The organism is Spirosoma lacussanchae (assembly GCF_005870035.1).
GTDB lineage: Bacteria > Bacteroidota > Bacteroidia > Cytophagales > Spirosomataceae > Spirosoma > Spirosoma lacussanchae.
This window is the reverse complement of sequence record NZ_SWJG01000004.1, coordinates 374,842-401,238: the sequence shown is the minus strand read 5'-3', so window position 1 is coordinate 401,238 and position 26,397 is coordinate 374,842. Positions and strand designations below refer to the sequence as shown.

Genomic DNA, 26,397 nt, shown 5'->3' with positions numbered 1-26,397 from the left:
TACATAAAAGCTACCTGAATAGGGTGGCTTTTTTCGTATCTTCCCAACGCTATGCAGTTTTACAAATACCAGGGCACCGGTAATGATTTCATCCTGATCGATGACCGGGCCGGCACGTTCCCGGCCGCTGATCAGGCCCTGATCGAGCAGTTATGTCACCGGCGGTTCGGTATCGGGGCCGATGGACTTATTTTGTTGCAAAACGACCCCGAGTACGATTTTCGGATGGTGTACTTCAATGCCGACGGGGCCGAAGGCAGCATGTGCGGTAACGGCGGTCGGTGTATTGTCCGGTTTGCGCATGACCTGGGTCTGTTCGAATCTGAAACGCGCTTCGTGGCGGTCGACGGCGAACACGTGGCCGAGGTGCGCGATGACGAGGTGTTTCTGAAGATGATCGATGTGAACGGGCTGGACCAGCAGCCCCAGATGACATTCCTCAATACCGGTTCACCCCATGTTGTGCGGTTTGTCGACGAGCTGGAGTCATTCGATGTGCTGGCCGAAGGGCGTGCTGTTCGGTATGCCGACGCATTCCAGCCGGGCGGAACAAACGCCAACTTCGCCCAGCGCCTTACTGATAACACCCTGTTTGTACGTACCTACGAGCGGGGCGTCGAAGACGAAACCTACTCCTGTGGAACGGGCGTGACGGCGGTAGCGCTGGTAGCCCACCAGCAGCTGCAGATGCCGGGCCCGGTGGCTATTCAGACAATCGGCGGCAATCTGCGGGTGTCGTTCGAGGCCCAGTCCGGCGGGCGCTTCGAGAATATCTATCTGATTGGTCCCGCCAAACGGGTATTTACGGGAGAAATCGACCTGTAACCGTTCAGTCTACGTCGTCAATCAGGCCTCCGTGCAGGTGATAAATGATTTTTGACTGGAAAAGAGGTTGTCGCTGTAGATCTTTGGCCGCTATTCGACTTCGTATGCCGTTGGTACAGACCAGAATCAACGTATCGTAGGCCAGCAGCTCATCCCGACGCGCCCGTATGTCGGGCAGGGGCACGTTTATGCCGCCCAGGTTGAACTCCTCAAACTCCCACTCATCCCGAACATCGATCACCGCCGTGCGAGCCTGCTGGCGTAAGGTGTCAAGTTCAGGTAAGGTGATGTCGGTATAAGCCGGGGTTGTCATGCCGACATAACACCAGAATTGGACTGGCTGTTCGCCTGTGTGATACGAGTCTGATCGAAGTTCGCTTTTTTTGAACGTGCGCCGTCAGCAACGCACCTTGCGGTAAATTAAAACTGTCAATGTGGCAGGCAGCGAGGCTCTGGAACAGGATTTGACACCCGCCCAATCAGCAAGTCAATTCTATTAACAACCCATTAGCTGTCTATGGAAGCCGTACAGAATGAAAAAGGGCAGATCTCGATCCATACCGAGAATATCTTCCCCATCATCAAAAAATTCCTGTATTCCGATCATGAAATCTTTCTGCGCGAACTCGTATCCAACGCGGTCGATGCCACGCAAAAGCTTCGTCAGTTGTCCTCCTTTGGTGAATTTGGGGCCGAACTGGGCGAATTGAAAGTAACCGTTACGCTCAACGAAGAAGCCAAAACGATTACGATCAGTGACAATGGCATTGGCATGACGGCCGATGAAATCAAGAAATACATCAACCAGATTGCATTCTCCGGCGCGTCGGACTTTCTGGAAAAATACAAGGATAAGACGGACGAAAAAGGACAGATTATCGGCCATTTCGGGCTGGGCTTCTACTCGGCCTTCATGGTAGCCGAAAAGGTAGAGATCATTACCCGATCGTATCGCGACAACGCCGAACCGGCCCGCTGGGTATGTGATGGCTCGACCGAGTTCGAACTGACCCCCGCCGAACGGGCCGAACGCGGTACTGATGTGGTGCTGCATATCGCGCCCGATTCCGAAGAGTTTCTGGACAAAACCCGGCTGCGGGGTATACTCGACAAATACGCCCGATTCCTGCCGGTAGCGATCGAATTCGATGGGCAGACGATCAACAATACGGCACCCATCTGGACAAAAGCGCCTGCCGACCTGACCGACGAAGACTATAAGTCGTTCTACCGGGAGCTGTACCCGATGAGCGAAGAGCCACTCTTCTGGATTCACCTCAACGTCGACTACCCGTTCAACCTGACCGGTATTCTGTACTTCCCGCGGGTGAAAAACGAACTCCGGTTCCAGCGGGAGAAAATCCAGCTCTACAGCCGGCAGGTATTTATTACCGACGAGGTAAAAGACGTAGTGCCCGATTTTCTGATGATGCTACACGGCGTAATCGACTCGCCCGATATTCCGCTGAACGTGTCGCGCTCCTTCCTGCAGGCCGACTCGAACGTGAAGAAAATCAACGGCTACATCACCCGGAAAGTGGCCGACAAACTGAACGACCTGTTCAATGCTGATCGGACGGCTTTCGAAGAAAAATTCGATGATATCGGACTGTTCATCAAGTACGGTATTCTGTCTGACGACAAGTTCTGGGAGAAGGCGAAAAATTTCGTTCTGCTCAAAAATACCGACGGTCAGTACGCTACGCCTGACGAGTATCGCGAGAAAATTCAGGCGAACCAGACCGATAAGAACGATACGCTGGTGTTGCTCTATACCAGCGACCGCAAGCAGCAGGACGCTTATGTGGCTTCGGCCGTTCGGCGGGGATACGATGTGCTGCTGATGGATAATGTGATCGATCCTCACTTCATCAACGCGCTCGAATACAAGCTAGAGAAAGTGCATTTCGTACGCGTTGACGCCGACACGCTCGATAAGCTCATCGACAAAGGACTTAGTAATGAGAGCGTGCTGTCTGAAGACGATCGTACAAAAGTGAAAGAAGTATTCGAGCAGGTTCTCGACAACAAAACGCTGACGGTTAGTGTAGAAGCGCAGCCAACGGATGAGCTACCCGTAACGATCACCCTGCCGGAGTTCCTGCGTCGGATGAAAGATATGTCGGCGCTCTCGGGCGAACAGTCGTTCTACGGAAACATGCCGTTGGGTTATAATGTGGTCGTGAATGCCAACCACCCGCTCATCGGCAAGCTGCTGGCCCAAACCGATGCCGACGCGCAGAAGTCGCTGGCCAAGCAGGTGTATGACCTGGCTCTGCTGTCGCAGAATATGCTGACCGGGGCTGACCTGACGGCCTTTGTAAAACGTACCGTCGAGACACTATAATTTGTCATAGGGTCTGAACGACAAACGAGAGCTGGAACTGATGTCCCGGCTCTCGTTTTTGTATGAGGCTACTCTCGTTGGAGTTACTCCCGTCGGGTGAACCATACTTTCCGCCGGGTAGTCATCCGCTTGATGACATAAATAAGCACCAGCACAACAAAAATAATGGCGACCAGTGGCAACAGAACAGTCAGGAGTGACAGAACAAACGAAGCGATGTTCTCGCCGGTGGCAACGACCGGGTTGGCGGCCCCGCCGGTCGTGGTGGTAGAACCGAGCCGGAGCAAACTTGTGCCCGCCTGAATAATACCGGCCGACCCTCCGCCCAGCATCAACCCCAGTCCCCAGTGCAGGATCGGATTGTCAATCTGAAGAAATGAGGTGCTGAGCAGCGTACCGGCAATGATGGAGGCCGGGGTGGCGATGCCATCGAGCAGGTTATCAAGCCACGGAATGTAGTAAGCGCCCACCTCAACAATGGTGGCTACCGTCAGGCCTGCCAGCGCGGGCCAGGTGCTGAGCCACTCAAAACCCTCAAACGTACCAACAATGCCCAGCCTAGTGGCCACGCTGGCAATCAGCATTGGTACAAAGACCCTGAAACCGCAGCAGGCAGCCAGGCCAAGGCCGACGCAGGCACTTACAATCCAGTCGTAGGTCATAGGGCAGATAATTTAATGGTTTACGGTTGTTTGTTTCGGGCTTCCGCCCTCAGTGGAGGCATAGGCCGTATATCAAAACGAACTACCGCCGGTGTTGTTTAGCCGAAGAACTGCGGGTTGAAGTTGATCAGAAACGCTTCATCCGTGGCGCGGGTGAGTGCCGTATATAGCCAGCGGACAAACTCCTGGTTCACCTGGCCGTCTGGCAGGTATCCCTGATCAACGAATACGGCGCTCCACTGGCCGCCCTGGGCTTTATGGCAGGTGAGGGCGTAGGCAAACTTAACCTGTAAGGCATTCAGGTACGGGTCGCGCCGGATGGCTTCGGTTCGCTCTTTCTTGCTGGTGATGTAGAAATAGTCACGCTGAACACTCTCATACAGCGCTTTATGCTGCTCAGCCGAGAGCGAAGGTGTAGGCGAATGCAGCGTATCCAGTATGATTTTGGCTTCGAAATCGGGCTGCTCCTCATAGTCGACCAGCCGCATCGTGACGGTGGCGAACCGGAAGCCGTGAATCTCTTCGTGGTTGCGGATTTTAAGTACTTCGGCAAACTCGCCGTTAGCCAGAAAGCCCGCCGGAGAGTCCTCTTCCAGGGTTGTGTAGTTATTGCGGGCAATCATCAGCATATCGCCCGCGTCGAGTTCTTCTTCACACTGGTCGATCATCCGCCTGACAAACTGATTATACTGCACCGCTGTCTTGTTAGACCGGCATAGGATCACCGTGTTTTCGCGGCCGTATTTGTTGTAGGCATACTGAATCCCATCTTCCAGTTTGTTGGCTGGCATTTTATAAATGTCGCTGAATGAACGCACGTTGAGCTGAATAGGAGGGGCATCGGTGGCTGATTCGGCCGAATCCGTGCCGAGCAGGGTTTCGAACGAAACGGCTTTGGGCGCCGGGCTGAGATTCCCCGAGAGCAGGGTGCGCAGGTTGGTGGCGTTATAAAGAATACCCGACTCTTCGTCCTGCCGCATAACTTCTGTCAGCTCCTGTTCATAGACGGTCATGTCGAACTGAGCGGCCAGGAATCCCCGGTCCAGCGCCGGGCTCAGCTCGCGACCCACGGGTGGCAGCTGGGCCGTGTCGCCAACGAGCAGCAGTTTGTTGCCCTGGTTCTCGAAAACAAAATCGATCAGGTCGGTTAGCAGGCCTTTACCCCCAAAATCAGCTTCATCGGAGATCATGGAGGCCTCGTCAACGATAAAGAGAGTGTCTTCGTGATAATTTTTTTGCCGTTGAAAACTCAGCGTACCCGACGCCGGGTCGGCCACCTGCCGATAAATTTTGCGGTGGATGGTCTGGGCCGGCTTTTTGGCATAGCTCGACATAACCTTGGCGGCCCGGCCGGTAGGGGCCAGCAGCACTGATTTGTAGCCAAAACGGGGAAGCACTTTGATGAGCGTACCAACGAGGGTTGTCTTTCCGGTACCGGCGTATCCCCTGAGTAAGAAGCAGTCGCGATAGTGTTCAAACTCTTCGTGGGTGATGAACGCGCCGATCTGTTCGAAGAATTGTTCCTGACCGGATGTGGGCTTGTAAGGGAAACGTTTGGCCAGCAATTGGGCGGCCGTATGGGTTTCGTTCATGGTTCTAATTTACGAAATATTTCGCTAACTTCACCCCCATACTAAACCCTTCTATGTCATGAAAATACGCCAGATTTTGCAAGGAAAGGCCGTCAATGCTCTCTACTCGGTATCGTCCCATCAATCCGTGCTGGATGCCCTGAAACTGATGGCCGAAAAAAATATCGGCGCGGTGCTGGTGATCGATGAAGGTGTGCTGACGGGTATTTTCTCCGAGCGGGATTACGCCCGTAAGGTTATCCTGAAAGGGCGTCACTCCGACGATACGCCGGTTGCTGATGTCATGACGCCTAATGTCATCACCATCGAGCCGGACCAGCGACTGGATGAGTGTATGCTGATCATGTCTGAGCGGCATATTCGCCACTTACCCGTCATGAGCGGGGGGGAGCTGACGGGTATTATCTCAATCAATGACGTGGTAGCGGCCATCATTCGGGACCAGAAAACCCGGATCGACTCACTGGAAAGTTATATTTCGGGCAGTCCCTACTAAACCCGGCAGCTAACTACAGGTTTGGCTCCGAACTACCCGTATCTGGACGTAACTCCCCACGTATCTTACCATAAACCAGAAACGGTAACCTAAATTCTTCTACCTTTGCGTCCCAAAATTAGCTGTGACTTGTGACGCATGTAATGGATCGACCCGGGGTGGATACATCCCGTCAGGAAGTGTTGAGGTTATACGGAAACCGGCTGCGACTGCGCGTTTGCGGTCTTTATCGGGAAGACGACCGGCTCCTGATGGTACGACATCGGGGTATCGGCCCCACTGATACGTTCTGGTGCCCACCGGGTGGGGGCGCTCAGTTTGGCGAAACCGCACCCGATGCGCTGACTCGTGAGTTTATCGAAGAAACCGGGTTGTCGATTAGCGTCGGGGAGCTACTGTTCGTTAATGAGTTTATGCTGCCGCCCCTGCATGCGATGGAGCTTTTTTTCGATGTGTGCGCAACGGGCGGTTCGATCCGGCAGGGTATTGACCCTGAAATGGGGCTCGATGAACAGATTATTTCTGACGTTCGGATGATGAGCTTCGACGAGATCAAGCGGTACCCGCCCGAAGAGGTCCACGATCTGTTCCGGTATTGCCAGTCGATGGACGATGTTTTCCTCCTGCGTGGCTACCTGCCCAATCGGGACCGAATGGTAGGTTCAATCCGTTAAGTTTGGGGAATGACGCGCCAATGTGCTATTTTTTTGTAAACTTAGCGTTCTGCTAAACCGTTATCCTTTCTCTGAATCGTGCAAATTGCTGTGACATCCGCACCTACCGTAACGATCCGTTCTGATTCGTTTGACCCCAGCCAGACAGCCCAATCCGTGCTATGTCTGGAAGTGGGGCGCGATCGGTTTCGGTTTCTGGTGCAGAACGCTTTGCAGCAAGTCTGTTATCTCGAAGATTACACGTTTCCGTCGCTCCTGACCGATCGGCCGCTGGTAGAGCTGCTGCCTGATGTTATCCGTGGGCACCCGGTATTATCGGCCGGCAACTGGCAGGAGATTCGGGTGGGTGTAAATTCGTCATCATTTACGTTTGTGCCGCAGCCGCTGTTCCGGAAGGAATACGCCAGCAGCTACCTTACCCTGATGCGGGGGAGTACCTTACCCGCCCACGAATTTGCCCAGGCCCACCTCCACGAAGCGGAAGGGTTTTTGTCGGTCTTCAATCTGGAGCACCCGGTAGCCGATTACTTTGCAGAAACGTATCCGCTTCAGCCGCTGACCTTTATTCATCAGACGGGTTCGCTGATACAGGCCACGGCCGCGCTGGCCCGCCACTCGCTGCTATCCCAGCAGGTATGGGTGTATTTCGAGGATGAATTTGTAACTATTATGTACCGTCAAAACAGGCAGCTTCGGTACTGTAACCGTTTTGGCTATAAGAATGCCAGTGATCTGACCTATTACGTGCTATATGTGCTGGATGAGCAGCAAATCAAGGCCGATGAGGTACAGATAAACCTGTACGGGGAGATAACCCCCTTTGCCGACACATACAGCGCGCTCAGCCGGTTCCTGCCCAATCTGACGTTTGGCCAGGCTCCGCAGCCGATGACCCTGACGGCTGAATTTGACGAACTTCCCGAACATCGGTATTTAAGTTTATACGGACTTTCTTTACTTAATGAGTAAGAAGGACTAGCGGACATAAGCACGTTCTGGTTAGTGCCCGCTAATCCTTCTTACTCGCTCGTTATGAAGCGTACTGCTCTGTTTCCCGGCTCATTCGATCCATTCACCAAAGGCCACGAAGACATTGTGCGGAGGGGGCTAAAGTTATTTGATGAAATAATTATCGGTATTGGCCGGAATGCACGCAAGGAGCGCTACTTCCCGCTGGAGCAAATGATTCAGCTGATTGAAGAAGCGTTTTCTGACGAACCCGCTGTGCGTATCATCAGCTATGAAGACCTGACGGCCAGCGTCGCCCGGTCTGAGGGGGCCCGCTTCCTGCTTCGGGGCCTGCGCAATACCACCGATTTCGAATACGAAAACGGCATTTCTCAGGTAAACCGATTTGTCTACGAAGAAGTAGAGACCGTGTTTCTGATCACCTCTCCGCATCTGGCACCCATCAGTTCGAGCATCATCCGGGATTTGCACCGCTACGGCCAGAACGTAGACGAATTCCTGCCCTATAAGCTGGTTCAGCCGTCGTAAGCAGGTGTTACTTCCGAACGGTAAGGCCCTGTAATTGTTCAATTACGTACCGGATCGAACTAAACGAGTTGGTCAGGGCCAGCTGGGTTTCGCGCCAGTCGAGCCAGGCGAGCTTCTCTATACCCTCATCTTCCTGTGGCGCCATGTGTGAATCGTCAACGACGCTCATTCGGTACCATTTGGTGCGTTTGAGAATACGGCTTCCATTCAATGTATAGGTATGCCAGGTTGTGCAGATCCGGTCGCCAACGTGAACCGCTACCCCCGTTTCTTCCTCTACTTCACGGGCCGCACCCTGCCTCGACGATTCACCGTCGTCCAGTTTGCCTTTGGGCAAATCCCAGACGCCCCGGCGAAACATCAGCAGCTGTTTACCGTCTTTAAGTACAACCCCACCAGCTGCTTTGATGATTTTGAATGGTTTTTTGATCGCTTCTTCGCAGTCACTTTTGTTCAGACAGCCTAGCGTGATCGACAAAAGTCGGCTGGGATTGGCTTTTTGAAGCAACGATAGCAACCGATCAATGGTAGCGGGTGTGGCATTGAGTACGAGCAGATGGCCATGCAGCGCATCCGCTTTCAGCACCTCGAGCCGGGCGTCGATGATTTGGTCAAAATCGGTGAACGAGTTGTCAGACAGTGAGTTAGATTCGGACGGGCGAGCGGGCCTGGCACCCGTTAGTTGGGTGGTAGTTTTGGGGCCAACCAGCCGGATGGGGCGGTCGTTGATAAAAACAATCATCAGAGCGGGGCGATAAAGGCCTCAAAAGTACTAAAAGCCTGCCTGATCGCCCAGATGAATCGAGTGGAAACAAATCAGCTTTCGTTATTTTTGCAACCAGCCAACCCGCTCCTTTGTGGAAATTTTAATCATTTTATTACTGACCATTCTGAATGGGGTGTTCTCCATGTCAGAAATTGCCCTAGTCTCCTCGCGTAAATCCAAGTTAGAAACGGCTGCTAAAAATGGCGATCGTCGGGCACAGGTCGCTCTTGACCTGGCCAGTTCGCCCAACCGGTTCCTGTCGACGGTACAAATCGGCATTACGCTGATCGGTATTTTACTCGGTATATTTTCGGGCGATAAGCTAACTACTGACGTGCAGCAGGCGGTGGCCCAGATTGAGGTGCTCCAGCCGTATGCTCATTCGATTGCGGTTGTGCTTGTACTGCTCTTGCTCACCTACTTGTCGCTAGTGCTGGGCGAGCTGGTACCCAAACGCATCGGACTGTCCAACCCCGAAGGCATAGCCAAGACCATGGCCGCGCCCATGATTCTGCTCTCACGGGTAACCTCGCCTTTTATCGCTTTGCTGACCTTTTCCAGCGATTTACTCATCAAACTCCTGCGCATTACCCCAAATGAGAGCGCCGTAACGGAAGAGGAAATCAAAAGCCTGATTCAGGAAGGAACAACGGGCGGAGCCATTGAAGAAATCGAGCAGGTAATCGTACAGAACGTTTTTCAGCTGGGTGACCGCCGGATCACGTCGCTGATGACAAACCGGCAGGAAATTGTTTACCTCGATCTCGACGATGAACTTGAAGAAAACCGGGCCAAAATTCTCGAATACCGACATTCGGTATTTCCACTCTGCAACGGCGGGGTCGATGAAGTCGTAGGGCTTATCTACACCAAAGACTTTTTAGGGAAGGACCTGGATACGGAGTTGACCCGCCTGATGGATATCAAGCGGGATGTGCTGTTCGTACCCGAAAACAACCGCGCCTATCAGGTGCTGGAGCGGTTTCGCGAGCGCAAACAATACGTAGGCATCATCGTCGACGAATATGGCGGAGTGCTTGGTGTCGTAACCCTCAACGATATTCTGGACGTGCTGGTGGGCGATATCAACGACGAGGCTGACTCCGATTATGAGATTCAGGCGCGGGAAGACGGCAGCTATCTCATCGATGCCCAGCTGCCCTTCGAAGATTTTCTGTCTTATTTCGAAATCAACATTACCGCCCAGAACCGGCGCGACCTGACGGGCTTCGATACGCTGGGTGGCTTTGCGCTCCATATCCTGAAAGACATCCCTAAGACCGGCGAAACCTTTGTCTGGCAGGCCTACCGATTCGAGATTGTCGATATGGACAAAAGCCGCATCGACAAGATACTGGTTCAGAAGCTGGACGATGAGTAAACGCCGGTTCAAACAGCATCGCCATTGTTTTGGTTAAGGTTGTATACCAAACGCGATGAAACCTATGCGTTACTACAGCCCAGACCCCAGTGATCCATCTAGTGGTACTACCGACTCCAGCCGGGTACCTTCTGTGATGGACAATGATCCCGGTGCCGACGAGCAGGTTATTGACCAGCAGGCGGGTGAGCAATATCCGAAAGACGTTCAAACCCCGATCGATACATCAGCGCGGATTGCGCCAGACGAACTGGCCGATTCCATTGCCTATGCCATTGACGGCAGCGGCCCCGGCCCGACCAACGACAAGCCAACTGTATCGGGACACAAAACCGTGTCGGAAGGAATAACCGGCGCGGGACCGGACGAGGAGGAAGACGCCCTGCGGGACTGACACTATCTGGCTGAACTCAGCAGGCTGCCCTTGTTTTTCCCGACTAGACCACTTCCTTGTACTGCATTCGATACAGGTTCGCGTAGAAGCCTTCCCGCTGCAGAAGCTCCTCGTGTTTGCCCTGTTCAACAATACGCCCTTTGTCTACTACGATGATCTTATCGGCTTTCTGAATGGTCGAGAGCCGGTGCGCAATGACAATGGCCGTACGTCCCTTCATGAGTTTGTCGATAGCGTTCTGAATCATTTCCTCCGTTTCGGTATCGACCGAAGACGTGGCTTCATCAAGTACAATTATCCTAGGGTCCTGTACCATGGCCCGAACAAAGGAGATTAACTGGCGCTGGCCAACCGACAAGGTAGAGCCGCGCTCCATAACGTTGTAGTCATAGCCGTCGGGCAGGCGGTCGATGAACTCATGCACGCCAACGAGCTGGGCCGCTTCCATCATTTTTTCGCGGCTGATCCGGGTGTCGCCCAGCGTGATGTTGTTCTGAATCGTGTCGGAGAAGAGAAACACATCCTGCAAAACTACCCCAATGTTCCGGCGTAACTGACCGAGTTCGTACTCGTGAACGTCAACGCCGTCGATATTGATATGGCCTTTATTGATGTCGTAGAAGCGGCTTAGCAAGTTAATGATCGACGATTTTCCCGCTCCCGTTGCTCCGACGAACGCAACCGTTTCGCCAGCCCGTACCCGAAAGCTGATGTCGCGCAGTACCCAGTCTTCATTATTGTAGGCAAACCAGACATTCTTAAACTCCACTTCGCCTTTTAACGTAGCGGGTGCATAGGTGCCGTCGTTGACCGTGAACTCGTCGCTGTCGAGAAGTTTAATGATCCGGTCGGTGCTGACAATGCCCATCTGTAAAGTATTGAACCGATCGGCCAGCATCCGGATCGGCCGGAAAAAGAGGTTGATAAACATTACAAAGGCTGTAACAGTCCCGAACGAGACGTCGGCATGAATGATCTGGCGGGCACCGTACCATACGACCAGCCCCACCGCCACCGCCGAAATAATGTCAGCTACCGGGTAGTATACCGAATAATACCAGATTGACCGGATGTTAGCCTGACGGTGTTCATCATTGATGACCCGGAATTTTTCGGCTTCTATTTTTTCGCTGCCGAAAATCTGGACGATGTTCATGCCGGTAATGTGCTCCTGTACGAACGAATTCAGGTTGGCTACGGCCGTACGAACCTCGTTGAACGACGATTTGATTTTTTCCTTGAATACGTACGTACTGAACAGCATCAGCGGAATGGTCGACAGGCTGATGGCCGCCAGCCGCCAGTCGGTATAAAACATCACCCCAATGATCAGTATCAGCTGCAGTATGTCGCCCGCAATGGCCGCCATGCCTTCGCTGAAGACATCGGCCAGGGTTTCAACATCTGAGATGGATCGGGTAACCAGTCGGCCAATGGGCGTGTTGTCGAAGAACTTGAGCCGAAGCTGGAGAATTTTACGATACAGCTGCACCCGGATGTCGCGGATAACGTGCTGGCCCAGCCAGCCAGACAGGTAGGTGTTGGAAAACTGAACGATAGCCTGGACCACGAGCACTCCGATCATGAGCATGAGCATAACCGTCAGTCGACTTCCGTCGCCGGTGGCGATTACGTTATCGATGGTATAGCGAATGAGCAGGGGCGTCAGCGGGGCCAGGCAGGCGGCCAGCATGATGATGCCAATCAGGAGGTAAAAACGTGTCTGGTACGGTTTAACAAAACCATAGAGCCGTCGGAGAATAACCAGGTCGAAAATTCGGCCCGAAGGAGATCCGGTGCTTTTTGTGTCTGCGTTCACTGGGGCGTGTCAATAGGGGGCGTATAATCGGGTAACAGCGTTGGTGGGTCGAACGTTTCAGCCCGTGCCGGATTTGGCCATTAGCCACGGCGGGAAACAGTAAGAAATCAGCCGGTGTGCTTTACTTCTGAAACATCTGACTGAAATCTGATTTATGAAACGGCGGTTATTTACCCGGCTCGTTACGGCGCTACCGGTAAGCTGGCAGATTGGTAATGAACGCCCGGGCGACCCTGCACGTCAGCCTGGCCATGTACTGACAACCGGCCAGGACGATCGGGCGTACTGGGTAAAAACGATACTGGCGGTGGCCGACCCGGTCCTGTCGGCGCTGGCCCAAAACCGGCTGAAGGCAACGATGCCCGTCGAGTCGGCAGCCGGGCAGGAGATGGGGCGCCGGGCCGTGTCGCATCTCGAAGCGCTCGGTCGCACGATGGCGGGGCTGGCTCCCTGGCTGGAGTTAAACACCCCAGACGGGGCCGAGAGTCAGTTGCGCCAGCGGTACCTGGCACTCGCCCGTCAGGCTATTGCCAATGGGGTAGATCCCAATTCGCCTGATTACCTGAACTTCACCAAAAACGGCCAGCCGCTGGTCGACGCAGCTTTTCTGGCCCACGGCCTGATTCGATCGCCCCGGCTGTGGCAGGCCCTGAGCGCGACTGAACAGGTCAATCTGGTACGGGCCCTGCAAGCCAGTCGGGTTATCAAGCCGGGCTACAACAACTGGCTGCTGTTCAGTGCGATGGTAGAAGCGGCTCTGCTGAAGTATACCGGCTCGGGCGATGAGATGCGTATGGATTATGCCATTCGTCAACACCAGGCCTGGTACAAGGGCGATGGCGTGTACGGCGACGGTCCCGATTTCCACTGGGATTATTACAACAGCTACGTCATTCAGCCCATGTTACTGGATGTGGTTCGGACGGTGGTCGATGCTGGCAAAGCGGATAAAAACCTGCTGGAGACGTTGCTGGGCCGCGCCCAGCGGTACGCCATCGTACAGGAGCGGCTTATCCATGCCGATGGGTCGTTTGCCGCCTTTGGCCGGTCGCTGGCCTATCGGTGCGGGGCGTTTCAGCTGCTGGCCCAAGTGGCGCTTCAACAGAGCCTGCCGCCTGAATTACCACCCGCTCAGGTCCGCTCAGCCCTGACGGCGGTTATGCACCGGACTCTGGATGCCCCCGGCACATTTGACGCCAAAGGATGGCTCCGAATTGGGTTGTGTGGTCACCAGCCGTCCATCGGCGAAACCTATATTTCTACAGGAAGTTTGTACCTGTGTTCTGTCGCTTTCCTGCCGTTAGGGTTACCCGCAACCGATCCGTTCTGGTCGGGTCCGGCAACCGACTGGACGGCCCGAAAAATCTGGTCTGGTCAGGACGTTAAAGCCGATCACGCTATCAAAGGGTAAACCGCCCATATCGATTTGACTTACTTGCTGTTGCCCAACCTCTATAACCAATTGGCTCATGAAAAGGTACGTCGCTTTCGCTTTCATTTTACTGGCCGGGTGCTCGCCTAAAGCCGGGTCAACACTTACCCTACAGCCCAACCGGCTGTTATACGCCAGCGCGGATATCAATCGGGTTAGCCTTGTCGACTCGATACGCCGGATAAAGCCAGGCGGTTTACTGTTGGGGAGAACCGTAAAAGTTACCCTGCGTGATGGGACGCAAAAGAAAATACCCCAGCACGAGATTTGGGGTTACTCTGATGGGAAAGGAAACGTATGGCGCCATTTCCGTAAATCGTTCTACCAGGTCGTACGCGTAAGTGAGGTGGTCGAATACGTAGTCACGCGGAGTCGGATCGTTGGGCAGGGCGTCACTGTATACGAACCTGTTTGGCTGTATAGCAAGACGCTGGACAGCCAGATTGTTGGCAGCCGGAAGCGAGCGCTTAAGACCGATGGCGAACCCCTATCAGATTAAAAGAAGAGGAGCCAGCTTACAAGCTGGCTCCTCTCAAGTTACTCAGGAGACCGTACCGCCGTTCCAGACGACATCGCCAGGGGCGATGAGGGCTAGCTTGCCGTCTCGGTCTTCAGCCATCAGGATCATTCCCTGCGACTCGAAGCCCATCATTTTGCGAGGAGCCAGGTTGGCCAGAAAGGTTACCTGTTTACCGATGATCTCTTCGGGCGAAAAATGCTTGGCAATGCCGCTCAGAATCTGCCGTCCGCCCATACCGTCGTCTACTTTCAGCTTCAGCAGCTTATCACTTTTAGGCACCCGTTCGGCCTCGGTGATGGTACCAATGCGGATATCCATTTTGGCAAAATCGTCGTAGGTGATTTCGTCGCGCAGGGGCGGTACGGTTTTGGTTTCTAATTCGTTCATGCGTTTGGCATTCTGTAATTTCTGAATCTGTTTGTTGATCTCCTCATCTTCGATCTTGGCGAACAGCAGCTCGCTTTGGCCCAGTTCATGACCGGCTACCAGCAGGTCGGCCCGGCCCGCGTTCTGCCAGTCGAGCCGGTCTTGAATCCGGAGCTGATCACAAAGCTTCCGGGCCGTAAACGGCAGGAAAGGCTCGGAGACGATAGCCAGGTTGGCCGCAATCTGCAGCGCCAGGTTCAGGATGGTATGTACCCGGGCCGGATCGGTCTTGATCACCTTCCAGGGCTCGGTTTCGGCCAGGTATTTATTTCCGAGCCGGGCCAGATCGATCAGATGGCCGAGTGCCTCGCGGAATCGGTACTGCTCAATCGATTGCCCAATGCGGTCAGGAAACTGAGCCAGCTCGTCCAGCACGCTCCGGTCGTAGTCGGTCAGGTCGCCCCGAACCGGTACCCGGTTGTCGCAGAACTTTTGGGTCAACACCACGGCGCGATTGACGAAGTTGCCGAAAATACCCACTAGTTCGGCGTTATTTCGCGTCTGAAAGTCTTTCCAGGTGAACTCAGAATCTTTAGTCTCGGGAGCATTGGCAGCCAGCACGTAGCGTAACACATCCTGCTTGCCGGGCAACTCATCGAGGTACTCATGCAGCCAGACGGCCCAGTTCCGGGAGGTGCTGATTTTGTCGCCCTCCAGATTCATGAATTCGTTGGCAGGCACATTGTCGGGCAGGATAAACGAACCTTCCGCCATCAGCATGGCCGGGAAAATAATGCAGTGGAAAACGATGTTATCCTTGCCGATGAAATGAACCAGTTTGGAATGGTCATCGCGCCAGTAGAGTTCCCAGTCGCGTCCCTGCTGGGCGGCCCATTCCTTGGTCATCGAGATATAGCCGATTGGGGCGTCGAACCAGACGTAGAGCACTTTACCTTCGGCATCGGGCAGGGGAACGCTGACGCCCCAGTCGAGGTCACGGGTCATGGCGCGGGGACGCAGTCCTTCTTTCAGCCACGACTGGCATTGGCCCAGCACATTTGTCTTCCACTCGGGGTGGCCGTTGACGAAGTTCTCGATAGCCGGCTGCATTCGGTCCAGCGGCAGGTTCCAGTTCCGGGTCTGGCGCAGCACCGGTTTCGATCCCGAGAGAGTCGAGTGGGGGTCTATCAGCTCGAGTGGGCTCAGGGCGGTGCCGCAGCGTTCGCACTGGTCGCCGTAGGCGCCGGGGTTGCCACAAACGGGGCAAGTGCCTACAATGTACCGATCGGCCAGAAACTGATTGGCCACCTCATCGTAGTACTGCTCCGTCACTTCTTCGTCGAAATCGCCTTTGTCGTATAAGGTCGTGAAAAACGCCTGCGACGTCTGGTGGTGAATCGGGCTCGACGTTCGTGAATAAATATCGAAGGATATTCCAAAGTCAGCGAATGCCTGTTTGATCTGTCCGTAGTATTTGTCGACCACCTGCTGGGGCGTCAGCCCTTCTTTTTTGGCCCGAATCGTGATGGGAACGCCATGTTCGTCGGTGCCGCTAATGAAAGCCACGTCTTTACCCGTGGCCCGCAGGTAGCGTACGTAAATGTCGGCTGGCAGGTAACAGCCGGCCAGGTGACCAATATGAATTGGCCCGTTGGCGTAGATCAGAGCCGCTGTGACGGTGTATCGTTGGGGATTTTCGAGAGACATGTGTAGAGGGTATACGGCCGTTAAGTACGATATAGCAGTTCGGCGCCCGACCGTAACCGGAGCGTCGAAAACCGTTTTGGCCCGCAAAATTAGCAATTCAGGGCCGAACGTTGTTATGTTTACGCACACAGCAATGCCAGGCCGCGATGGAGAACACCATCTACTGGAAGAATAATTTCGTGAACTGGTTCGAAATCTTACTATCCATTGACCTCACCGCTACGCACTAATTCGGTTTTTATTACGGGAGCAACCGGATTTATCGGCTCTCACATAGCCCGCCAGTACCTGCAGGCGGGTTATACGGTCTCGGCCCTGGTCAGACCCGGAAAAGGATACGGTATGCTGACCGACGTTGCCGATCAGATTGTCTGGGTCGAAGGGGATGTACTTGACATTCCGGCCTTGGAAACCGCTATTGCTCCCGGTGTAGACGTCATTCACGCGGCTGCTATTGTGTCATTCGTTCCGAAAGACAGATACCTGATGGACCAGATCAATGTGGAGGGTACGGCTAATGTGGTCAATGTATGTCTGAAGGCTGGCGTACGTAAGCTGGGCTATGTTAGTTCCGTAGCCGCCCTGGGTCGACCAACGGCCAAAGGCACAAAACCGGGCGAAGCCGTAGTCGTTAACGAGACGCAGAAGTGGGAAGAATCACCGAATAATTCGGCATACGCCAAGTCGAAATACCGGGCCGAACTCGAAGTCTGGCGCGGGGTAGCGGAAGGATTAAACGCCGTCATGGTTTGCCCCAGTATCGTGCTGGGGGTCGGCGACTGGAGCCGGAGCAGCCTGCAACTGGTCAACTACGTAAATAACGAACGGCCCTTTTACCCGGCAGGGCTTGTCAACTATGTCGATGTGCTGGATGTGGTCGAATCGCTGTTCTGGCTCATGCAGGCTGAAGTAACGGCCCAGCGCTATATCCTGAATGCAGGCACCATTCCGTACCGATCTTTGTTAGAACAATTGGCAGATGTATTGGGCAAACGGCCGCCTACGCTACGAATAGCTCCTGTACTGACGCAATGGCTATGGCCGCTGGAGGCAGTTCGCGCCTGGGTTACGGGCAAACCCCCGTTAATCACCCGCGAAACAGCCCGGTCGGCCAGTTTGTCATACCGGTATGAAGGTCAGAAAATAGAGCAGGTGGCTGGGTTTCAATACCGTCCGTTAAACCAGACGCTGCAACGCATTGCTCACTCCATTTCAAGGAGCTGAAAAAGCCAAAAAGCGGCTTAATTGGGCAAAGAGAACGGTTCGTAATTTTTTGAATCACGGTGTTGCAGTTTCGTTTTTTTGGTTTAAATTTCACTGCCAAAGGATAAACCGCGCCAATGGCTGCGGCCCCTATCCGCCCCACAATTTTAAGGCAATAGCATGGAGCAAGAGTTCGAGGAACGAGAAGGTGACATAAAAGAATCAATCCGGCGTTTTGAGCAAATGCTGGATCAGCAGCAGAGTCAGTTTTTCGATCTGGACGTCTATGAGCAAATGGTTGAACATTACCTCAACCAGGGTGATCTAGACAAGGCGTTTAAAGCCGCCGAGGCCGGTCTGGAAAACTTTCCGTACGCGCTGGAACTAATGCTCGATAAAGCCCAGATTCTGGCCAACTACCAACGGTTCGATGAATCGCTGGAGTTACTGGAACGGGCTTCGTTGTTTAATCCGGGTGATCTCGACGTGCCCTTTATGCAGGGGTCCGTTCTGAACATGGCCGGTCGGTATGAAGAATCAATTTCAGTGCTGGAAGATCTGCTCGACCGCGCTGACGAAAAGGAAGATATCTTATTTCAACTCGGTCAGAGTTATCAGAACTGGGGTAAGTACGACGAAGCCATTACCCAGTACAAGAAGTCGATAGCGCTAAATATTAATAACGAAAACGCGCTATACGAGCTGGCTTTTTGTCTCGACGTTACGGGCGAGCTGGAGAACAGCCTGGCCTATTACCAGCAACTAATCGATGCGGATCCGTACTCGTACAATGCCTGGTACAACATCGGAATAGCGTATAGCAAACTGGCCCGCTATCCGGAAGCGGCCGAAGCCTACGATTACGCGGTTATTATCAAGAGCGATTTTGCGTCGGCTCATTTTAACCTGGGTAATACGTACATGAACCTGAGCCTGTTCGAGAAGGCGGAAAGCTGTTACCGTGAAACGCTCAAGTACGAAGAGCCTACTGCCGACACCTATTGTCATCTGGGAGCCAGCCTCGAAAAGCAGGACCGTTTGCCGGAAGCCATCAAAGAATACCGCGAGGCTCTCAAACTGGACCCAATGTGGGACGAAGCCTGGTACGGAATCGGCGTATGCCTGAGCGAAACCGGCAAATGGTACGAAGCGTTGCCGTTTTTGCAGAAGGCCGTTAAACTCAACGATAATAATGGGGAGTATCTGCTGGCTGTAGCCGAAACGGAATACAAAATAGGTAACGTGCTGTCGAGCCTTGAAGCCTTCGAGAAAGCCGCCGAAGTCGATGCCGAAAACCCGGATGTGTACCTGACCTGGTCGCTGGTACCGTTCGATCAGGGCGATTTCCTGCGAGCTAACGAGATCATACAGAATGGGATCGAAGATATGCCGCGCGAAGCCGACCTGTACTACCGGTCAGCCGTTTACCTGATTCATGCCGGTCATTACCGCGAAGCGCTGATCCAACTCGAAGCCGCCTTGTCGCTCGACTACGATTCTCATGTTCAGCTGTTTGAGTTTTTTCCGGAGCTGGAGAAGCAGAAAGCGCTCTACAAGATCATTCAACAGTACAAGCCCAGTTAAACCGGGTTTCCTCTAAAACAAGCAAGCCGCTGACTGATCAGCGGCTTGCTTGTTTTATTCAGGCCCAACGGGTGATTTGGTTTTCGTTCGGCGTCGGTTTTCCAGATACAGGTACGCGTGCAGGGCGTGATTGAAGCGGAACGTTCGCCGTTGCTGAATCGGATCGGTTTGCAGGTTGAACTGATTCAGGTACCCGAGCTCGACCCGCAGATTATCGCGCAGCCGCTTTCCCAAAGCCACATACACCCGGCTCTGGTCGAAGCGCCGAGCTGTCCGGGAAATGACCGCCATGGGTTCCGCACTGGTTTGTACATACCAGGTTTTATCCGCGTTTTTCTGAAATACGGGCTTGATCCACCGAATCATAGCCCGCAGCCGAACGTTGAATCGATCGGCCAGTATATCGTCAGACTCGCCGTCCGATAAAAAAACGTATTCGCTGGTGAGCGTGTCGGTGCTGGAGGGCCAGCGCAGCTCGGAGCGAAACCGGTAAACCAGCTCACTCTTCGGGAGTGGTTTGGTGATGGTTAGTTGCGGAATGATTCGGACTTCCTGAAAAAAAGTATAAGGCTGAAAGTCGTTCGGGCGGCTCCAAGTCCACCACAGACCGATAGGCGAGATCGAAAGACGGACAGGGCCGGTTAACTGGTAGTTGATCCAGGGGCGAAACACCTGCTGAAGGGGATACCGAAACACATTCAGGTCGCGCCCATTTTCGTCTCTCGATTGCCGCCGGTACTGATGGTCCATCTGAAAACTCCACTTGCCGGCGGTCTTGTAAACCAGATTCAGTTCAGACCAGAAAACCGGTCGGTGGCGCACCACATTGTGGTAATTCTGTGCTATACCAGCCGTCCCGGACAAACTTATGAGTACGCTAAAAAAAACAGTTCGCATGCACGGTTATTCCTTATCAGGCCGCAAACTTAAGCAAAGTGCGTCAGGTGCGGCTCATTAAGCGACGGTTCTGTTTGTTAATGAGTTGATATGGAGTGGCTTAAAGCAACGGCTATTTCCCTTTCTCCGGCTGGAGCACCGAGATGATCCGGTCTGCTTCGGCCTCGTGCTGGCTGGCGAGCTTCTGCTTAAGGTCGAACGTATGGCCCGCAAAAACAATCAGTATATCCTGTTGATCGAAGGCCCGCTTTACGGCTTTGATCGCTTCACTCAGGGCCGCTGGAGCACTGGTGGTAGCTGGGTTGATCCAGAACCAAAGCATAAACTGAATAGTATTATCGCCAAAGTTCCGATAATGCAGGTCTACCGGCCGCTCGGCTAGCACGAAAGGAAGTTGCCGGACGGCCTGTTGCGCCACTTGCTGCGCTTTGGCCAGATCATCGAGATACGATATGCCGGCGGTCAGCTCGATCCGGCGAAGACCAATCCGCGAAAAGTTGGTAATTGGCTTCTGAAACACGTCTTTACTCGGAATCTCTACGGTTTGTCCCTGGCCATTGTTGAGCACAATGGAGCGGAGTTTTACATCCAGCACTTCGCCGGTGAACCCATTGGTTTCCACAACATCGCCTACCTGAATGGGCCGGGCCAGCGCAATCATAGTGCCCGAAATAAAGTTGGTCGTCAGGTCCTGGAAGGCAAACCCCACGGCCAGTGCAATAACGCCGGCCCCGGCCAGCAGAGACGTCAGCGCTTTGTCGAGGCCCAGCACCCCCAGGGCAACGAATAACCCAATGGCCATGACGGCTACGCGCGCTACCGCTCCTGTCAGGTTAATTAACGACTGGTTGTTGCTGAATCGGTCAACTCCTCTGGATACCCACCGGCTGATCCAGCGCGACAGAAAGGTAAATGCCAGTAGCAGCAGAATAGCAACGCCTACTTTGGGAATGAATCGGATAGCCGCCCGGGTCCAGTTGGCCAGATCGGTATAGAGGAGGTCATAGGTCTGCGAAAAATCCATAGAAACGGGATTGGTGGTCTTAGCAGAACGTCCGTCACTTGTATAGTGTTTCATTGATAGGCCTGTACGCCGTACCTTTGCCACGGTAAGTACTACCATCCGATCTGACTGACAATGACAACTGTTGCCCCCGTTTATCTCGATAATGCCGCTACCACCCGGCTCGATCCTGAAGTACTGGACGCCATGCTGCCGCTGATGACGGAGCAGTTTGGCAATCCATCATCTATTCATAACCACGGCCGCCAGGTTCGCACGGCAATCGAGAAAGCCCGAAAATCGGTGGCATCACTGCTGAATACCTCTCCAGCCGAGATTTTCTTTACCTCGGGTGGTACGGAGGCCGACAATACCGCCATCCGCAGCAGTCTGGAAACGTTTGGCATCACCCATGCCATCACCTCGCCGGTTGAGCATCATGCCGTACTGCACACCCTCGAGCATCTGCAGAAGCAGGGACAGGTTCGGCTGAGTCTGGTCAACGTCGACGATCGGGGACATATTGATCTGGAACATCTCGAAAAGCTGCTCCGCAGTTTTCCCCGCTCGTTTGTGTCGCTCATGCACGGTAATAATGAAATCGGAAACCTACTCGATCTGGATCAGGTGGGCCGGTTATGTCGACAGTACGATGCCATTTTTCACTCGGACACGGTGCAGACCATGGGGCATTTTCGACATGATCTGCAAACCCTGCCCGTCGATTTCATTGTAGGCGCAGGGCATAAATTTCACGGGCCCAAAGGGGTTGGATTTCTGTATGTAAACGCCGAGCGCGCAAAAATTCACCCGTTCATCTATGGCGGAGCCCAGGAGCGAAACATGAGGGGCGGTACAGAAAACGTATACGGAATCGTGGGGCTGGCCAAAGCTCTGGAAATAGCGTACCGCGATATGGATGCGCACCGGCAGCATATTACGGCTCTGAAACAACGGATGATCGAGCAACTGATCGAAAAAATGCCTGACGTACGCTTTAATGGCGACTCGGCTAATGTAGACGGGAGTCTGTATACGGTGTTGAATGTGAGTCTGCCCGCTTCGGACATGAGTGATATGCTGCTATTCAACCTGGATATTGCCAAAATATCGGCGTCGGGTGGCTCGGCCTGTTCGAGTGGATCAGCTATCGGGTCGCACGTGCTGGCGGCACTGCCAGGTCTTGACTCGGAACGGGGCTATGTCAGGTTCTCATTCGGCAAGTACAATACCGCAGCCGAGATCGACTATACGGTCGATACCCTGGTCGGGCTGTATCAGAAAGAAGCCCGGCTCGTTTAGACGTGAGGGTAAAGAATATAAACAGCAGAGCCCGGAGCGCAAACTCCGGGCTCTGCTGTTTATGAGATCTTGGGGGGCTGGCTTATTTGGTTTCGGCCAGTTGCTCGCTGCCAATCCACCGATGCGCTACATTAAGGGTGTAGTCGATAAAGGCGCGGGCGGTACGGTCGTATACTTCGTGGCCGATGAAGTGCCCCGCTTCGTCGAGGTTCTTGTCCGTCTCGTGCGATTCGTAGAGTTTGGGAGAAATGATCGAATAGCTGTTGGTGAAGCTGATGATCTTGTTCATGACCGTAGTCATGTCCAGCGCGGGCTGCCGGCCACCGCGACCATTCGAAATGCCGACCATGGCAAAGACCTTATTTTCGAACAGGTGCTTGAAGGCGGGGCCTCCTAACTGGTGAATGGTATTGGTGGCCTGGGGGGGCGCGGTCCAGTTGTATTCAGGCATGGCAAAGATGACCAGGTCAGCGGCTGCCCAGCTGCTGATAAGCTCCTGCTGAAACGGTGTTAGGGTCTCCTGCTTTACGGAGCCCTGGCCTACGTAAGGAATGTCATAGTGTTCAAACGTAACCACTGAGACATCGTGCTGGCCCGTTTCGTTCAGTACATTACGTACAAAATTTATGAAGCGTAGTGAATTGCCATTCTTACGCGATGAAGTAGAAATCAGGGCGATATTCATAGAGTCGGTTGTGCAAATACAGGGGTGTAACGGTGGGTATAAGGCTTTAGTTTCCCGAAAAAAGGAGGCTGCGAGGCAACGCTTATGGATTAATATCTCTCTTTACATCATCCAGAGTTGGAAAACTACAATCAGCAGCTATCATGAACAGCATCCGGGACCCGCATGACCCGAAACGGGTTATGAGAGCCACGCTGGATAACATGCCCGCCAGGCAACCCGATACGTCGGTAACCTATTTGATACAGAAAAAGGGGGCGGGCAACAAGCCCAGATTACAACTGCTCCCTAAGCCCTGAATCAGTGCAGTCGATCCAGCGCCTGGGCGAGGTCGGCAATGAGGTCTTCGGCATGTTCAAGCCCAACCGACAGGCGAACCAGGTTCTGCGGGGTCTTCGTGGCCGGCCCTTCAACGCTGGCCCGGTGCTCAATCAGACTTTCTACACCACCCAGGCTGGTGGCACGGGTAATGAGTTTCAGCTGCCCGATAAACCGAATAGCGTCGTCGGCGCCCCCGTGCACCTGTACGGACAACATGGCGCCGGGGCCGTTCATCTGCTGGTGGATGAGGGCGCGATCGGGATGATTGGTTAGGCCGGGGTAATGGACACGTTGAATTGCCGGGTGTCCATCCAGAAAATTAGCTACGGCCTGTGCGGTAGCCATCTGCGCACGCACGCGCACCCCCAGGGTCTTTAACCCCCGGCTCACCAGCCAGCAATCGAAGGGCGACGGTACCGCGCCCGACAACCCCTGAATCTGACGAACGCGTTTGGTGAACTCATCGTCTCGTTTAAAAATCAAGGCACCCCCCAGCACATCGGAATGGCCACTGAGGTACTTGGTGGTCGAGTGCATGACAATGTCGCAGTTTAGATCGAGGGGCCGCTGCAGGACGGGGGTAGCCCAGGTATTGTCGCATACAACCAGCGCCCCGGCTTCGTGGGCCAGGCGGCTGATCGTTAGCAGATCGGTGATACTAAGCATGGGATTCGACGGCGTTTCGCACCAGACCACCCGCGTATTTTCGTGGAGGGAGGCCTGTACGGCATCGAAGTTGCTCATATCCACGCGGGTGTAGGTCAGGCCCCAGGGGTGAAATACCTCTTCGAGCAGCGCCGGGGTACCGTAATAGGCATCCGTACCAACCAGCACATGATCGCCGGGGCGCAGCGCCTGGAAGAGCGCCATGGTAGCCGCCTGCCCCGAGCCAAACGCCAGGCTGGTCGCTCCACCCTCCAGCGTGGTAAGAGCTTTTTCGAGCGCTTCACGCGTGGGGTTGTTGACCCGCGCGTAACCGTACGAGCCCGGAAGCTCGTTGGCTGCATTGCGGGCAAAAGTCGTTGCCAGATGAATAGGCTGGACCACGGCCCCGGTAATCGGGTCAGGCTGGTGAGTAGCCAGTATGGCCATTGTATCGAATTGCATAAACGTAGCTGGGAAGTCAATCCTGAATCCAGGATCGGGTTAATGGATGATCAAATAGCAGTACCTACTTGATGAGAAAATGGTCAGTTTATAAAACTCAACGTAGTTAATTTTCTAAATTTGGTGGCTTCGCGCCCTCGAATCCGGCTTCTGAAATGCCCTCTCCTCTGGACCCGTACACTCAGCCGCTCACCGCCCAGACAGCCGCGCATCTGCTGCGACGGGCCACCTTTGGTCCTACAAAGGCCGAAATAACAGCTTTTACGGGATTAACAGCGCAGCAGGCGGTATTTCAACTGATCAACAACGCGAATTATGACCTGCCCGAACCCCTCGACCTGGACGAAAACCTGCCCACAACGGCTCAGCCCTACCTGAGCCTGCCCTTTAACGCCGATCGTAACTTTATCCTGGGTCATTATGCCCGGTACCGATGGATCGAGGTGATGACTACGCAGGCGGCTCCGCCCAGTCTGCTGGATAAGTTGGCGCTGTTCTGGCAGAACCATTTCGTAGCGACGCGCAACGTGGTGGGCGATTACCGGTTCATGTTCCAGTACATTAAGTTAATCCGGAACAGCGCCCTCGGTAATTTCCGCACGTTCGTCATCAACATGACCAAAGAACCGGCCATGCTGCGATTTCTGAACGGAGACGAGAATCAGGTCGGCCATCCGAACGAAAACTACGCCCGCGAACTACAGGAGATCTTCACGGTTGGTGTAACCGATTTTGCCGGGAACCGGAATTATACCGAAGACGATGTCAAGGCAGCGGCAAAGGTGCTGACGGGCTGGAGCCATACCAACTACAACGAACCGGGTTCCACCACCATCTCGACAACATTTACAGACAGTTTACACGATGCTACGGACAAAGTATTTTCGGCTCATTACGCCAATACGGTTATCAGGGGGCGTGCCGTATCGCAGCCGGGTACCCAATCGGCGGGCGATGCTGAACTGACCGACCTGGTCGATATGCTGTTGCGGCATCCCCAGTGCCCCCGGTTCATCTGCCGCAAGCTGTACCGCTGGTATGTGAATCCGAACGTTACCCCAACCGTTGAGACGACTATCATCGGTCCACTGGCAGACTTCTTTGCTAGTCCGGCCAATAACTTCGCCATACGGCCGGTGATTGAAAAGCTGCTGACCAGCCAGGCCTTTTATGATACCGCTAACGTGGGAGCTATGGTCAAGTCGCCCGCCGACCTGGTTATTGGTGCCATGCGTTTTTTCGAACAGGCCGTACCGACACTGCCCACCGACTACGTCGCCTACCGAAAATATTTCGACTTCATCTATTACCAGATGGATAGTATGCAGATGGGCGTGCTCGAACAGCCCACCGTGTTTGGCTACGATCCTTATTACCAGACGGGCTTTTCTAAACTCTGGATCAATACAACTACGATCGGGCTGCGGGGTAACCTGACCGATGCCTTTATCTGGCGGTGGCTGGAGCTGAAACCTGGCAATACAATAGGTATCGACCTGCTCGGCTGGGTAACGCGGCTACAGCCCAACTTCACCGACGTGAGCGGTACGCCATCCATTACCTGCGTTGATATTCTGGCTGAATTTACCCGGCATCTCTATGCGACCGGCTTATCGACGGCTCAGCAGGATTTTGTTATCGATACGATTATGATGCAGGGCATACCGCGCCTGTCCTGGACATTCGAGTGGAACAATTACCGACGTAATCCCGCCGATCCCGGAAGTCGTTACGGCGTTTTATGGCGGCTACAGAACCTGATGAAGTTTCTACTCCGTATGGCGGAGTACCATGTCTGCTGAGCTATGACTATCTGC

At 53.9% G+C, this 26,397-nt stretch carries 24 protein-coding genes; 14 read left to right on the top strand and 10 right to left on the bottom strand.

Going from position 1 to position 26,397, the window contains the following annotated elements; all coding sequences use genetic code 11:
- The first annotated feature begins 51 nt into the window (after positions 1–51).
- On the top strand, positions 52–825 hold the full coding sequence (gene dapF / locus FBR45_RS17580) for a diaminopimelate epimerase (protein ID WP_138504645.1): 774 nt from the start codon (positions 52–54) through the stop codon (positions 823–825).
- A 4-nt stretch (positions 826–829) separates the two neighbouring features.
- Here the strand turns inward: dapF and FBR45_RS17575 are convergent, their stop codons facing one another.
- Entirely contained in the window at positions 830–1,138 is a 309-nt protein-coding gene (locus tag FBR45_RS17575; RefSeq protein WP_138504643.1) for a rhodanese-like domain-containing protein, read from the bottom strand.
- Between the two features lie 204 nt (positions 1,139–1,342).
- Between FBR45_RS17575 and htpG the strand changes: the two genes are divergently transcribed.
- Positions 1,343–3,172 (top strand): molecular chaperone HtpG, encoded by a 1,830-nt coding sequence (gene htpG, locus FBR45_RS17570; protein WP_138504642.1) that lies wholly within the window; start codon positions 1,343–1,345, stop codon positions 3,170–3,172.
- Between the two features lie 83 nt (positions 3,173–3,255).
- On the opposite strand, the gene FBR45_RS17565 is transcribed toward htpG, so the two are convergent.
- Positions 3,256–3,834, bottom strand: a complete 579-nt coding sequence (locus FBR45_RS17565) for a DUF4126 domain-containing protein (RefSeq protein WP_138504640.1) — start codon at positions 3,832–3,834, stop codon at positions 3,256–3,258.
- A 98-nt stretch (positions 3,835–3,932) separates the two neighbouring features.
- On the bottom strand, positions 3,933–5,426 hold the full coding sequence (locus FBR45_RS17560) for an ATP-dependent DNA helicase (protein ID WP_138504638.1): 1,494 nt from the start codon (positions 5,424–5,426) through the stop codon (positions 3,933–3,935).
- A 58-nt stretch (positions 5,427–5,484) separates the two neighbouring features.
- On the opposite strand from FBR45_RS17560, the gene FBR45_RS17555 reads away from it, so the two are divergent.
- The 4 genes from FBR45_RS17555 (at position 5,485) to coaD (ending at position 8,093) form a co-directional block, all read left to right on the top strand.
- Positions 5,485–5,922, top strand: a complete 438-nt coding sequence (locus FBR45_RS17555; RefSeq protein ID WP_077922832.1) for a CBS domain-containing protein — start codon at positions 5,485–5,487, stop codon at positions 5,920–5,922.
- Between the two features lie 143 nt (positions 5,923–6,065).
- A complete protein-coding gene (locus tag FBR45_RS17550) occupies positions 6,066–6,596 on the top strand; it encodes an NUDIX domain-containing protein (RefSeq protein WP_138504636.1) in 531 nt (176 codons plus the stop codon).
- A 78-nt stretch (positions 6,597–6,674) separates the two neighbouring features.
- A complete protein-coding gene (locus FBR45_RS17545) occupies positions 6,675–7,565 on the top strand; it encodes a DUF3822 family protein (protein ID WP_246082287.1) in 891 nt (296 codons plus the stop codon).
- 63 nt (positions 7,566–7,628) lie between these two features.
- Positions 7,629–8,093, top strand: a complete 465-nt coding sequence (gene coaD, locus FBR45_RS17540; RefSeq protein WP_077922835.1) for a pantetheine-phosphate adenylyltransferase — start codon at positions 7,629–7,631, stop codon at positions 8,091–8,093.
- Positions 8,094–8,100: 7 nt separating this feature from the next.
- Here coaD and FBR45_RS17535 read toward each other — a convergent pair whose 3' ends face one another.
- Positions 8,101–8,835, bottom strand: coding sequence for an NUDIX hydrolase (locus FBR45_RS17535; RefSeq protein ID WP_138504634.1), 735 nt, complete (start codon positions 8,833–8,835; stop codon positions 8,101–8,103).
- Positions 8,836–8,950: 115 nt separating this feature from the next.
- Here FBR45_RS17535 and FBR45_RS17530 point away from each other — a divergent pair, with 115 nt between their 5' ends.
- Positions 8,951–10,240: a hemolysin family protein gene (locus FBR45_RS17530; protein WP_138504632.1), complete on the top strand. Its 1,290-nt coding sequence runs from the start codon at positions 8,951–8,953 to the stop codon at positions 10,238–10,240.
- 64 nt (positions 10,241–10,304) lie between these two features.
- Positions 10,305–10,634 carry a hypothetical protein gene (locus FBR45_RS17525; protein WP_138504630.1) on the top strand — a complete coding sequence of 110 codons (330 nt, stop codon included), beginning with the start codon at positions 10,305–10,307 and terminating at the stop codon, positions 10,632–10,634.
- 43 nt (positions 10,635–10,677) lie between these two features.
- Here the strand turns inward: FBR45_RS17525 and FBR45_RS17520 are convergent, their stop codons facing one another.
- A complete protein-coding gene (locus tag FBR45_RS17520; RefSeq protein ID WP_138504628.1) occupies positions 10,678–12,453 on the bottom strand; it encodes an ABC transporter ATP-binding protein in 1,776 nt (591 codons plus the stop codon).
- Between the two features lie 154 nt (positions 12,454–12,607).
- Here FBR45_RS17520 and FBR45_RS17515 point away from each other — a divergent pair, with 154 nt between their 5' ends.
- Both FBR45_RS17515 and FBR45_RS17510 read left to right on the top strand, forming a co-directional pair.
- Positions 12,608–13,864 (top strand): DUF2264 domain-containing protein, encoded by a 1,257-nt coding sequence (locus tag FBR45_RS17515; protein ID WP_138504626.1) that lies wholly within the window; start codon positions 12,608–12,610, stop codon positions 13,862–13,864.
- Positions 13,865–13,922: 58 nt separating this feature from the next.
- Positions 13,923–14,384, top strand: a complete 462-nt coding sequence (locus FBR45_RS17510; RefSeq protein WP_138504624.1) for a hypothetical protein — start codon at positions 13,923–13,925, stop codon at positions 14,382–14,384.
- A gap of 42 nt (positions 14,385–14,426) precedes the next feature.
- Here FBR45_RS17510 and metG read toward each other — a convergent pair whose 3' ends face one another.
- Positions 14,427–16,478, bottom strand: a complete 2,052-nt coding sequence (metG, locus tag FBR45_RS17505; protein WP_138504622.1) for a methionine--tRNA ligase — start codon at positions 16,476–16,478, stop codon at positions 14,427–14,429.
- A gap of 207 nt (positions 16,479–16,685) precedes the next feature.
- Here metG and FBR45_RS17500 point away from each other — a divergent pair, with 207 nt between their 5' ends.
- Both FBR45_RS17500 and FBR45_RS17495 read left to right on the top strand, forming a co-directional pair.
- Positions 16,686–17,702, top strand: a complete 1,017-nt coding sequence (locus FBR45_RS17500; RefSeq protein WP_138504620.1) for an NAD-dependent epimerase/dehydratase family protein — start codon at positions 16,686–16,688, stop codon at positions 17,700–17,702.
- A 159-nt stretch (positions 17,703–17,861) separates the two neighbouring features.
- Positions 17,862–19,265 (top strand): tetratricopeptide repeat protein, encoded by a 1,404-nt coding sequence (locus tag FBR45_RS17495; protein WP_077922844.1) that lies wholly within the window; start codon positions 17,862–17,864, stop codon positions 19,263–19,265.
- Positions 19,266–19,319: 54 nt separating this feature from the next.
- Here the strand turns inward: FBR45_RS17495 and FBR45_RS17490 are convergent, their stop codons facing one another.
- Together FBR45_RS17490 and FBR45_RS17485 are read right to left on the bottom strand one after the other, a co-directional pair.
- Positions 19,320–20,087, bottom strand: a complete 768-nt coding sequence (locus FBR45_RS17490) for a DUF2490 domain-containing protein (RefSeq protein WP_246082286.1) — start codon at positions 20,085–20,087, stop codon at positions 19,320–19,322.
- 187 nt (positions 20,088–20,274) lie between these two features.
- The gene (locus FBR45_RS17485) at positions 20,275–21,186 is read right to left on the bottom strand and encodes a mechanosensitive ion channel family protein (RefSeq protein WP_138504617.1); all 912 of its coding nucleotides are present in this window, start codon (positions 21,184–21,186) and stop codon (positions 20,275–20,277) included.
- A 114-nt stretch (positions 21,187–21,300) separates the two neighbouring features.
- On the opposite strand from FBR45_RS17485, the gene FBR45_RS17480 reads away from it, so the two are divergent.
- Complete coding sequence (locus FBR45_RS17480; RefSeq protein WP_138504615.1) at positions 21,301–22,467, top strand: cysteine desulfurase family protein; 1,167 nt, start codon at positions 21,301–21,303, stop codon at positions 22,465–22,467.
- An 82-nt stretch (positions 22,468–22,549) separates the two neighbouring features.
- On the opposite strand, the gene FBR45_RS17475 is transcribed toward FBR45_RS17480, so the two are convergent.
- Positions 22,550–23,152, bottom strand: a complete 603-nt coding sequence (locus FBR45_RS17475; RefSeq protein ID WP_138504613.1) for an NAD(P)H-dependent oxidoreductase — start codon at positions 23,150–23,152, stop codon at positions 22,550–22,552.
- A 300-nt stretch (positions 23,153–23,452) separates the two neighbouring features.
- Positions 23,453–24,580: a trans-sulfuration enzyme family protein gene (locus FBR45_RS17470; RefSeq protein ID WP_138504611.1), complete on the bottom strand. Its 1,128-nt coding sequence runs from the start codon at positions 24,578–24,580 to the stop codon at positions 23,453–23,455.
- Between the two features lie 155 nt (positions 24,581–24,735).
- Here FBR45_RS17470 and FBR45_RS17465 point away from each other — a divergent pair, with 155 nt between their 5' ends.
- Positions 24,736–26,382, top strand: coding sequence for a DUF1800 domain-containing protein (locus FBR45_RS17465; protein WP_138504609.1), 1,647 nt, complete (start codon positions 24,736–24,738; stop codon positions 26,380–26,382).
- Positions 26,383–26,397: the final 15 nt, after the last annotated feature.